1 protein-coding gene is annotated in these 13,054 nt (G+C 65.0%); it reads right to left on the bottom strand.

Going from position 1 to position 13,054, the window contains the following annotated elements:
- Window positions 1–2: 2 nt before the first annotated feature.
- Window positions 3–13,016, bottom strand: a complete 13,014-nt coding sequence (locus tag HDC30_RS23105; RefSeq protein ID WP_183785159.1) for a non-ribosomal peptide synthetase — start codon at window positions 13,014–13,016, stop codon at window positions 3–5.
- Window positions 13,017–13,054 lie beyond the last annotated feature (38 nt).

Raw genomic sequence — 13,054 nt, 5'->3', positions numbered from 1 at the left:
GTTCACAGGACGATCTCCATTCGTTCGGTAATTGCGGCGTAGCCGGCCAGGGTCGGATGTTCGAACAGCGACCTGACATCGGCTTCCATGCCTTCCTGACGCAGCCGGCCGATCAGACTGACCGCCAGCAGCGAGTGACCACCCAGTTCAAAGAAATGATCGTGGCGCCCTACCCGCTCGACGTTGAGCAACTCGGCCCAGAGCCGTGCGAGGGTGATTTCGACGTCGCCTACCGGGGCTTCGTATTCGCGCACCGGCAATGCCGCCTGATCCGGCGCCGGCAGCGCCTTGCGGTCGAGTTTGCCGTTGGGGCTCAGCGGCAGTGCATCGAGATGCACGAACAGCGCGGGCACCATGTAGTCCGGCAGGTTTTCCAGCAGATGACTGCGCAGCACGTCGATTTCCAGGCGTGCCCCGGTGTAGTACGCCACCAGACGCTTGTCGCCGGATGCATCTTCGCGGGCCAGTACGGCGGCCTCCTGAATGCTGTCGATCTGGGTCAAACGCGCCTGAATCTCGCCGAGTTCAATACGCAAGCCACGGATCTTCACCTGATCGTCGTTACGGCCCAGGTATTCAATGTTGCCGTCCGCGAGATAACGGGCGACGTCGCCGGTGCGGTACATCCGCCCGTTGCTCTGGAACGGGTCGTTGAGGAAGCGTTCGGCGTTCAGTTCCGGGCGATTCAGATAACCGCGCGCCACTTGTACGCCGCCGATGTACAGCTCGCCGACCACGCCGTGCGGCACCGGTTGTTGCTGGGCATCGAGTATGTACATCCGGGTGTTGGCGATCGGTTTGCCGATCGGCGTGTTGTCCGGGGTGCTTTCCAGCGGCCCGGCGCAATTCCACGCGGTCACGTCCACTGCCGCTTCGGTCGGGCCGTACAGGTTGTGCAATTGGCTGCCCGGCAGTTGCTGTTTGAAGCGCCGCACCACGCTGCCCGGCAGGGCTTCGCCGCTGCACATGACTTGCCGCAGACTGCCGCAACGTGCGGTGTCGGCGTGAGCGAGGAACACATCGAGCATCGACGGCACGAAGTGCAGCGTGGTGATGTGCTCGCGTTCGATGATTTGGCTGAGATACAGCGGATCCTTGTGCTCCTCGGGCCGGGCCATGACCAGACGTGCGCCAGTCATCAGCGGCCAGAAGAACTCCCAGACCGAGACGTCGAAGCTGAACGGGGTTTTCTGCAGCACCGTATCGCTGGAGGTCAGTTGATAGGCGTCCTGCATCCACAGCAGGCGGTTGACCACCCCGCTGTGTTCGTTGATCACGCCTTTCGGCTGGCCGGTGGAACCGGAGGTGTAGATCACGTAGGCGGTGTGCTGCGGGGTCAATTCAGCGAACGACAAATTGTCCGTAGGCAGCGCTTGCCAGTGCGGCTGATCCAGATCAATCACCGGAACGGCGACTTCGCCGAGCAACGAACGCGTCGTTCCCTGCACCAGCACCGCCAGCGGCGCGCTGTCCTCCAGCATGTAGGCCAGACGTTCCAGCGGATACGCCGGATCCAGCGGCACATAACCGCCGCCGGCCTTGAGGATCGCCAGCAGCCCGACCACCATGTCCAGACCGCGCTCGACGCAGATCGCCACTCGCGCATCCGGCCCTACGCCCAATTCACGTAGATGCCGCGCCAGTTGATTGGTCCGGGCATTGAGTTCGGCATAGCTCAGTTGCTGCTCACCCGCGACCACAGCGGGTGCCTGCGGCGAGCGCGCCACTTGCGCTTCGAACAAGCCGTGAATGGTTTGCTCAAGGTTGTAATCGACCTCCGTGGCGTTCAGGCCGAACAGCAGATGCTGACGCTCGGCATCCGCCAGCACCGACAGACGATTTAACGCCTGCTGCGGAGTCTGCTCCAGCGCTTCGACCAGCCCCGCCAACGCCTGCTGCATGTAGCCACACAGCCGCGCCGCGCCAATCGGCGAAGGGGTCATGGCCGTGAGATCAAAGCCCTGACCGAGGTCATCGACGTTGAAACTCAGCGGATAGTTGGTGCGCTCCTCGCTGGAGAGGTTTTCGATGCCTTGCCAGGCCAGGCGATTGGCTTGCAACTGTTCCGCGCTGACGCTGTGCCGGTAGTTGAGCATGGCGCTGAACAGCGGCGACGGCGCGGCCACCCCGCTGCAGCGCTGAGCCAGCGCCAGTGATGCATGCTCATGGCCGAGCAATGCGGTCAGTTGCGCATGGGTGGCGCGCACCCCGGCACGCACCGAAACATCACCCAGATCCACCCGCAGCGGCAGCGTATTGATGAACATCCCCAGACCGCGATCAGCGCCGGTACCGCCCTGCATCCGCCCCAGCAGCACGGTGCCGAACACCACGCGCTTATGTCCGGAAGTCGCCGCCAATACCTGGGCAAACGCCAGATGGAACAGGCTCGCGACGCTCACGCCCAGCTGCCGCGCCTGGCTGCGCAGGCGCCGCGCCAAGGCTTCGGGCACGCGCTGACGGACTTCTTCGATGTCATGGCCGTCACCGTGCACATCCAGCAGACCGAACGGCAGCGTCGGCTCATCGATCTCGCCGAGCATCGTGCGGAAGAACGCTTCATGCTCCTGCTCGCTGACGCCCAGCCGGGTCTGCGCCACGTAATTGCGATACGGCACGGCAGGGATCAGGGCTTCGCCGTGACCGAAGAGCAGCGCCTGCAGTTCCTGCTGCACCACTTCCAGCGCCGTGTGGTCCATGGCGATGTGATGGAACAGCAGCATGGCGACCACTCGATCATTGGCCGGGTCTTGTGCATAGACCAGGCGAATCAACGGCGCCTGACTGAGGTCGATGCGGTAATGCCGCGCGTCGAAACGCTCATACAACTGCGCCAGAACATCACCGGCGGCCGGGTCGAGTGCGACTTCCTGCACCGGCAGTTGAGCTTCGCGCCAGACCACTTGCACCGGCGTCGACAACCCTTCCCAGACCACTCCGCTGCGCAGAATGTCGTGACGTGTCATGACCTGGCGCAGCGCGGCGGCAAAGGCGTGCAAGCGTTCAAGGCTGTCGAATGCCAGGCGCGATTGCAGCAGGTATGGATCGCCCTGCGCGGCGCTCAAGTGGTGATAAAGGATGCCTTCCTGCAACGGCGCCAGCGGATAAATGTCCTGCACATTGGCGGCACCGCCCGGCACCGTGGCCACGATACGCTCGATGCTGGCCTGATCCAGTTGCAGCAGGGTCAGCATGTCTGGAGTGATATGCGTGCAACCGAGTGGAATCAGGTTATCCGGCACCGCGACTTCGCGACCGCTGCCGACGGCGGCCGCCAGCGCGGCGAGGGTTGGCTGGCTGAACAGCACGCGCACGTCGGTGCTCAGGCCGAGCTGACGCATGCGCTCGATCAGGGTCACCGCCAGCAGCGAATGTCCGCCCAGTTCAAAGAAGTTGTCGTGCCGCCCAACCTGTTCGACCTGCAGCACCTCGGCCCAGACCTGCGCCAGCGCGGTTTCCACCGGCCCTTGCGGGGCTGCGTATTCGCGGCTGAGCCAGGCGTCCTGATCCGGTTCGGGCAAGGCCTTTCGGTCGAGTTTGCCGTTGGCGGTCAGCGGCAGCGCCGGCAGGCGCACGTAGGCGGCGGGCACCAGTGCCTGCGGCAAACGTGCTTGCAGATGCTGGCGCAGCTCTTCGATTTCTACCGCAGTGCGCGCGGTGAACCAGGCGATCAAGAGCGCCTCGCGCACCAGCACCACCGCGTCCTGCACCGCTTGATGGCTGGACAGCGCAGCTTCGATTTCCCCCAGTTCCACCCGCACGCCGCGCAGTTTGACCTGATCGTCGTTACGTCCCAGATACTCGATATTGCCGTCGGCCAGCCAGCGCGCGAGATCGCCAGTGCGGTACATGCGCGCCTGCGGTTCGTCACTGAACGGGTCTTCGAGGAAGCGTTCGGCGGTCAGCTCGGGACGGTTCAGATAACCACGGGCCACACCCGCGCCACCGACGTACAACTCGCCCGCCACGCCAACCGGCACCGGACGTTGCTGATCGTCGAGCAGGTAGACCCTGGCGTTGCTCATCGGCCGGCCGATATGCAGCAGCTGTCCGGCATGGATTTGTCCGGAAGTCGCGACCACCGTGGCCTCGGTCGGGCCGTAGTTGTTGATGACGTCGAACGTCTGCCCACGCGAGAACTGCCGCAACTTGTCGCCACCGATCAACAGCGTGCGCAAGGTCGGGTGACCCAGCTCACGACTGAAAGCGTATTCGGCAATCGGCGTCGGCAGGAAGCTCACTTGCAACGGCTGCGCGCGCCACCAGTCGAGCAGGTCATCGAGGTGTTCGTTGCTGATCGACGGCGGCGGCAGGTGCAGGGTCGCGCCGACACACAGCGCCGGCCAGACCTCCCAGGCCATCGCGTCGAAACCGCAACCGGCGACGCTCGCGGTGTGGCTGCCGGCGCGCAGGTCGAACGCCTCGCAGTGCCAGTGCACAAGGTTTTCCAGGGTTGCGTGTTCGACCATCACGCCTTTCGGCTGACCGGTCGAACCCGAGGTGTAGATCACGTAGGCCAGATGCGCCGGGGTCAGCGTCGGCAGTTGCGGATTGGTCTCCGGCAGGTGTTGCCAGAGGGCGTTGTCCAGATCGATCACCGGCACCCGGCCCAGCAACTCGCGGGTCGAACCCTGCGCCAGCACCGCCACCGGATCGCTGTCCTGCAACAGGTAGGCGATGCGTTCGGCCGGGTACGCCGGATCGACCGGCACGTAACCGGCGCCGGCCTTGAGAATCGCCAGCAGCGCCACCAGCATCTGCGGGCTGCGTTGCAGGCACACGGCAATCCGGTCGTCCGGCTGCACGCCGAGACCGAGCAAGTGATGCGCCAGGCGATTGGCCTGCTGATTGAGCTGCGCGTAGGTCAGTAGCTGCGTGCCCTGCACCACCGCCAGCGCCTGTGGCTGCTGCTCGGCCTGCACTTGCACCAGCGCCTGAATCGTTGCGCCGCGCGGGTATGCCGCCGCTGTCGGGTTGAAACCGACCAGCAAGCGCTCGTATTCCTCCACCGAAAGAATCGGCAAACGGTTGAGCGGACGTTGCGGCGCCTGTTCCAGCGCGTGCACCAGATGCTCCAGCGCGGTGTGCATGTAGCCGCAGATCCGTTGCGCGCCGATCTGCGCCAACGCCAGCACCGACAGGGAAAAGCCTTCGCCGAGATCGTCGACGCTGAGGGTCAGCGGATAGTTGCTGCGCTCTTCGCCACCGAGCAGTTGCACGCCTTCCCAGATGCCCTGACCGTCACGCGGCTGCGCTTCGGCAGCGGTATGCCGGTAGTTGAGCAAGGCACTGAACAGCGGCGCCCCGGACACCGCGCTGCAACGCTGGGCCAGCGCCAGTGGCGCGTGTTCATGGGCGAGCAATGCCGTCAGTCGTGCGTGGGTGGTCTTGACCGCAGCGCGCACGCCTTCGCTGACATCCACCCGCAGCGGCAAGGTATTGATGAACACGCCGAGGGTGCGATCCGCGCCTTGACCGCCCTGCAAACGACCCAACAGCACCGTGCCGAACACCACGTCGCGGCGGTTGGCAAGCACGCCAAGCACTTGCGCCCAGGCCAGGTGCATCAGGCTCGCCGGGCTGACACCCAACTGCCGCGCCTGTTCTCGCAGGCGCAGGGTCAACCCGGCATCGACGGCTTGTTGCGCCTCCTCGATGTCGCCGCCATCGCCTTGCACGTCGTGCAGGCCGAACGGCAAGGTCGGTTCGTCGATATCGCCGAGCATGTCGCGGAAAAACGTTTCGTGTTCCTGCTCGCTGGCACCCAGACGCGTCTGCGCCACGTAGTTGCGGTACGGCATCGGCGTGCCGAGGCTGTCGGCCTGATCGAACATGAAAGCACGCATTTCCTGGCCCACCACCTCCATGGCGGTGTGGTCGAGAATCAGGTGCTGGAACAATATGATCGCCACCACCCGTTGCTGCGCCGGGTCTTCGGCGTAGACGATGCGCATCAGCGGCGCCTGGCTCAGGTCGAGGCGGTTGTGCCGGGCATCGAAGCGCGCGTGCAACTGTTCAAGAACGTCGCCCTGCGCCGGGTCCAGCGGCACCGCCTGCACCACCAGCGGCGCCTGACGCCAGACCACTTGCTGCGGACTCGCCAGCCCTTCCCAGACCACACTGGTGCGAAGAATGTCGTGGCGCGCGATGACCTGCTGCAAGGCTTGGCTGAAGGTGCGCAAGCGCTCGACGCTGTCGAAGATCAGCCGCGATTGCAGCAGGTATGGATCGCCCTGTTCGGCGCTCAGGTGGTGGTAAAGAATGCCTTCCTGCAACGGTGCCAGCGGATAGATATCCTGCACGTTGGCGGCCCCACCCGGCACCGTGGCGACGATACGCTCGATGCTTGCTTGATCGAGTTCAGTCAGGCTGAGCATGTCCGGGGTGATGCGGGTGCAGCCCGACGGAATGCGGTTGGCCGGTACTTCGATTTCGCGACCGCTGCCGACTGCGGTGGCCAGTGCGGCCAGAGTCGGCTGATTGAACAACACGCGCACGTCGGCGGCGAGGTCGATCTGGCGCATGCGTTCGATCAGGCTCACCGCCAACAGCGAATGCCCGCCCAATTCGAAGAAGTTGTCGTGACGCCCGACCCGCTCGACTTTCAGCAAGTCGATCCAGATCTGCGCCAGCGCGGTTTCCACCGCACCCTGTGGCGCTTCATATTCGCGGCTGAGCCACGCGCCCTGCTCCGGCTCCGGCAAGGCCTTGCGGTCGATCTTGCCGTTGGCGGTCAACGGCAATGCGTCCAGCCGCACGTATGCCGACGGCAACAGCGCATCCGGCAAGCGAGCCTGCAAATGCGTGTGCAACTGTTGAATATCGACCGCCGTGCGCTCGGTGAACCACGCAATCAGCCGCCCGTCGCGGACCAGCACCACCGCTTCCTGCAGCGCAGCGTGGCTGCCGAGCGCGGCTTCGATTTCACCGAGTTCGATACGCACGCCACGCAATTTGACCTGATCGTCGTTGCGCCCCAAGTACTCGATGTTGCCGTCGGCCAGCCAACGCGCCTGATCGCCGGTGCGGTACATGCGCGCCTGCGGCTCGTCGCTGAACGGATCGAAGAGGAACTGCGCAGCGCTCAGCTCGGGGCGATTCAAATAGCCGCGCGCCACGCCTGCCCCGCCGACATACAACTCGCCCGCCACGCCCACCGGCACCGGACGCTGCTCGGCGTCCAGCACATAGATTTTGGCGTTGGCAATCGGCCGGCCGATATGCAACGGCTGGTCAAGCTCTACCCGCCCCGAGGTGGCGACCACCGTGGCTTCGGTCGGGCCATAGTTGTTGATAACGTCGAAGGTTTGCGCACGACTGAACTGACGCAGTCGGTCGCCGCCGATCAGCAGCGTACGCAAAGTCGGGTGCTGCAATTGACGGCTGAACGCGTATTCGGCCACCGGCGTCGGCAAGAAGCTGACCTGCAACGGCTGCGCGCACCACCAGTCGAGCAACTCGTCGAGGTGCTCGTTGCGGATCGACTGCGGCGGCAGGTGCAAGGTCGCGCCGACACACAGTGCCGGCCAGACTTCCCAGGCCATGGCATCGAAACCGAAGCCGGCGACGCTCGCGGTCTGGCTGCCGGCCTGCAAGTCGAAGGCTTCAGCGTGCCAGTGCACGAGGTTTTCCAGGGTCGCATGCTCGACCATCACCCCTTTCGGTTGGCCAGTGGAGCCGGAGGTGTAGATCACGTAAGCCAGATGGTTCGGGGTTAATGCCGGCACCTGCGGATTGGCATCCGACAGGTGCTGCCAGAGGTCGCGGTCCAGATCGATGACCGGCACGCCACCGAGCAGATCGCGGGTCGATGCTTGCGCCACGATTGCCACCGGGGCGCAGTCCTGCAACAGGTAGGCGATGCGTTCTGGTGGATACGCCGGATCAACCGGCACATAACCGGCGCCGGCCTTGAGGATCGCCAGCAGCGCGACCAGCATGTCCGGGCTGCGCCGGGCACACAGGGCAACCCGGTCATCGGGCTGCACGCCAAGGCCGATCAGGTGATGCGCCAGGCGATTGGCCCGCTGATTGAGCTCGCCATAGCTCAACTGCCGGGTACCTTGCAGCGCCGCCAAGGCCTCGGGGTGCGCGGCCGCCTGGGCCTCGAACAAACGCTGCACGGTTTGCGCTGGCGGATAATCGCGACCGGTGATGTTAAAGCCGACCAGGACCCGCTGGCGTTCGCTCGGCGACAGCACCGAGATCTGCCGCAGCGACGTTGCTGGCGAGTGCTCCAGAGCGGTCAGCAAGTTGTGCAGCGCGGTTTTCAGGTAATCGCAGACCCGCGCGCCATCCACTTGCGGCACCGCTTGCACGCTCAGGCGGAAACCGGTGCCGAGGTCGTCGACGCTGACCACCAGCGGATAGTTGCTGCGCTCGCGCGAGCTGAGAATCTCGATCCCGTCCCAAGTCACGCCTGCCGGTTCGGCCGCGCTGTGGCGATAGTTGAGCAAGCTGCTGAACAGCGGCAGCGATGCGGCAACACCACTGCAACGCTGGGCCAGCGACAGCGAGGCCTGCTCATGCGCCAGCAGTTGCGCCAGACGTTCATGGGTAGCGCGCACGCCTTGCTGCACGTCGGTCGCGCCAACACTGACCCGCAACGGCAAGGTGTTGATGAACATGCCGAGTGCGCGATCGGCGCCCTCGCCACCCTGCATGCGCCCGAGCAGCACGGTGCCGAACACCACCTCTTCACGCCCCGAAACCTGCGCCAGCACCTGGCCCCAGGCCTGGTGCACCAGGCTGGCCGCGCTGATGCCGAGGCGGCGCGCCTGCTCGCGCAAGCGCTGGGCCACGCTCGAATCCAGCGCCTGCTCGCTGTCGACGATGCTGCTGCCGTCGCCATGTACGTCCTGCACACCGAAGGCCACGGTCGGCTCGTCGATGTCGCCGAGCATGTCGCGGAAGAACGCTTCATGCGCCTGAGTATCGGCCTGCTGTTGCGCCTGCGCCACGTAGTTGCGGTACTGCACCGGCATCGGCAACTCGGCGCCGCTCGGGTACAGGCTGTCGTTCATTTCCGCCAGCAACACTTCCAGTGCGGTGTGGTCGAGCACGATGTGGTGCAGCAACAGGATGCCGACCCAGCGCTGCTGTTCACGGTCTTCTGTGTAGGCCAGACGCATCAGCGGCGCCCGGCGCAGGTCGAGGCGGTAGTGCCGTGGATCGAACCGCGCCTGCATCTGCTCCAGCACATCGCCCTCAAGCAGGTCGGCATCGACCCGTTCCAGCGCCAGCGGCGCCTCGCGCCAGACCACTTGCACCGGCTCTTCAAGCCCTTCCCAGACCACGCTGGTGCGCAGAATGTCGTGACGCTCGATCACCGCATTCAACGCACGGACGAAGGCCTTGATCTGTGCCAGACCGGCGAAGGCGAATTGCGCCTGCAATACGTAGGGATCACCGGCGCTGGTCGCCAGATGGTGGTAGAGAATCCCCGCCTGCAACGGTGCCAGGCCGTAAATGTCCTGCACATTGGCGACGCCGCCGGGCACGCTGGCGACCACGCGGTCGATGGCGGCCTGATCCAGCGTGGCCAACGGCAGCATGTCCGGGGTGATCCGCGTGCAATCGAAAGGAATCAGATTGTCCGGCACCCGCAGGGTATGACTGTGACTCAGGGTCGCCGCCAGCGCCGCGACGCTCGGCTGGCCGAACAGCACGCGCACGTCGCACTGCAAGTCGTGCTGGCGCATGCGTTCGATCAGTTTCACCGCCAACAGCGAATGGCCGCCGAGTTCGAAGAAATTGTCGTGCCGCCCGACCTGCTCGACACCGAGCAGGGTCTGCCAAATCCCGGCAATCAGGGTTTCCACCGGTCCCAGTGGGGCTTCGAAACCGCGACGGGCGAAGGCATCGCTGTCCGGTTGCGGCAAGGCTTTGCGATCAAGCTTGCCGTTGGTAGTCAGCGGTATGGCGTCGAGGCGCACAAAGGCGCTAGGCACCATGTAGTCGGCCAGCGATTGCAGCAACGCGTCGCGCAATTGCGCGGCGCTCGGTTCAGTGCCTGCGGCGGCCAGCCAGTAGGCCACCAGACGCTTGTCACCGGGACTGTCTTCGCGGGCGATCACCAGCGCTTCGCGCACACCGGCGCAGGCGGCGAGGCGAGCTTCGATTTCACCGAGTTCGATGCGGAAACCACGGATCTTCACTTGATCGTCGTTGCGCCCCAGGTATTCGAGGCTGCCATCCGCTGACCAGCGCGCGAGGTCACCGGTCTTGTACAGACGCGCCTCGGCACGGCCGCTGAACGGGTCGGCAATAAAGCGTTCAGCAGTCAGCGCTTCACGATTGAGGTAACCCCGGGCAACCCCGGCGCCGCCGACGTACAACTCGCCGATCACGCCGGCCGGCACCGGCTCGCGCTGCGCGTCGAGCACGTACAGTTGCAGGTCGGGAATGCCCACACCGATCGGGCTGCGCCCGACCAGTAGCGCGTCCGCTGCCTGCAGTGGGCGATAGGTCACGTGCACCGTGGTTTCAGTGATGCCGTACATGTTCACCAGCCGCGTACCGGCATTGCCGACCCGCGCGTACCACGGTTTGAGCAGGCCCGGTTCCAGCGCTTCGCCGCCGAAGATCACTTCGCGCAACGAGTGCTGCAACGGGCTGCGGCCCTGCGCGGCGATCAACTGGCGGAAGGCGCTCGGGGTCTGATTGAGCACAGTGACGCCAGTGCGGCACAGCAGCGCGTAGCAGTCGTCCGGCGAGCGGCTGACCGCCTGCGGCACCAGCAACAATTGTCCGCCGAACGCCAGCGCGCCCCAGATTTCCCACACCGAGAAATCGAAGGCGAAGGAATGGAACAGCGCCCACACGTCCTGCGGGTTGAAGTTGAACCAGTCGTGGGTCGCCGAAAACAGCCGCACCACGTTGCGGTGTTCGACCATCACGCCCTTGGGCAGCCCGGTGGAACCGGAGGTGTAGATCACGTAGGCGAGGTGATTTGGGGTCAGCTCGGGAATCTGCGGATTGCTGCTGAGTTCAGCCTGCAACTGCAGGCTGTCCAGATCGATGATCGGCACGTTGAGCGCGCCAACCCGATCCAGCGTATCGGCCTGGGTCAGCACCGCCACCGGGGCGCTGTCCTCCAGGGTGTAGGCGATGCGCTCCAGTGGATACGCCGGGTCGATCGGCACGTAACCGGCGCCGGCCTTGAGGATACCGAGCAGGCCGATGAGCATTTGCGGGCCACGCTCGACACAAATCGCCACGCGCTGATCCGGGCGAATCCCCCGCGCCAGCAGGTGATGCGCAAGTTGATTGGCGCGGCGATTGAGTTCGCCGTAGCTCAACGTCTGCTCCTCGAACAGCAGCGCTGTGGCCTCTGGACGCGCCGCCGCGTGGGCTTCGAACTGCTGGTGAATCAGCGGGGTTTCCGGGAACTGCGGCAACGGCGAGTTGATCCCGTGCAGCAGATATTCACGTTCGGCGGCCGGCAGGATATTCAGGCGTTGCAGCGGCGCATCCGGGGTCGATTGCAAGGCCTGCAGCAGGCTGTGCAACGCGGTGTGCAGGTAAGCGGCGATGCGTTCGGCACCCAGCGCCGCATCCGCCAGCGCGGTGATGCGCAAGTCTTCGCCGAGGTCGTCGATGTTTATTGTCAGCGGGTAGTTGGTGCGTTCGCGGGCGCCCAGCACTTGCACGCCGGGGGCCAGTTCGCTGACCTCGGCGATCTCTTCACTGCTGCTGTGGCGATAGTTGAGGATCGCGCTGAACAACGGCGTTGGCACCGCCACCGCGCTGCAACGCTGGGCCAGGGCCAGCGAGGTCTGTTCATGGCCGAGCAACGCGGTCAGGCGTCGATGGGTGGCCAGCACCCCGGCACGCACGCCGTCCTGCCCGACATCCACCCGCAGCGGCAAGGTGTTGATGAACATCCCCAGCGCCTGTTCGCCGCCCTCGCCCGCCTCCATCCGCCCCAGCAGCACGGTGCCGAACACCACCGCCGTGCGCCCGGACAGTTGGCCGAGCACCCGCGCCAGCGCCAGGTGCATCAGGCTCGCCACGCTGACGCCGAGCTGACGCGACTGGCCGCGCAGTTGCCGGCTGAAATCGGTGTCGAGCATCAGCAAAGCTTCTTCGATGCCTTGGCCATCGCCCTGCACATCCTGCAAACCACAGGGCAAGGTCGGCTCGTCGATGTCGGCGAGCATCTCGCGGAAAAACTGCTCGTGAGTCTGTTCGTCCAGACGCAGACGGGCCTTGGCCAGGTGATCGCGGTATGGCACCGGCGGCCCGACCTGCGCGGTCTGGCCGAGCAGGTGCGAACGGGTTTCGCGGCGCACCACGTCGAGGGCGACGTGGTCCATGATCAGGTGATGGAACAGCAACAGCGCGACCACGCGCCCGTTGGCCGGATCCATGGCGTACACCAGACGCAGCAGCGGCGCCTGCTGGATGTCGAGGCGGAAGAACCGTGGGTCGTGGCGCTCCAGCAATTGCGTCAGAGCATCCGCACCCGGGTCGAGGGCGATTTCTTCGCAATGCAGACGAGCCTGTCGCTGCACCACTTGCAGCGGTTCGTCCAGGCGTTCCCAGACGAACGAGGTGCGCAGAATGTCGTGGCGTTCGATCATCCATTGCAGCGCCTCGGCGAAAGCCTCCAGACGTTCGCGGCTGTCGAAGGCGAATCGCGCTTGCGACACGTAGGGGTCACCGGCGGGCGCCGACAGGTGCAGATAAAGCATGCCTTCCTGCAGCGGCGCCAGCGGGTAAATGTCCTGCAGGTTGGCGGCGCCGCCGGGTACTTTGGCGACCAGGCGATCGATGGTCGGCTGATCCAGAGTCACCAGCGGCAGCATGTCCGGGGTGATGCGAAACGCCGGGCTCAGCCAGTCGCCACCGTTTTGCGCGACCAGTTCCAGCAACTGCGCCTTGTGTTCGCTGAGGCTGTCCCACAACGCATCGTCCAGCGCGTCGTCGCTGCCCAGAATGACCAGGTCTTCATCTTCCTGTTGAAGGCGGATCGCATGGGTGGAAAGAACAGCCATCAGTTCGCTGAAATGCATGGGATAACCTGCTGTAAATACGAGAAAAAGGAGCGCGC

This window comes from Pseudomonas sp. JAI115 (genome assembly GCF_014200835.1).
Classification (GTDB): Bacteria; Pseudomonadota; Gammaproteobacteria; order Pseudomonadales; family Pseudomonadaceae; genus Aquipseudomonas; species Aquipseudomonas putida_A.
This window is presented reverse-complemented; position numbering and strand designations above follow the sequence as displayed.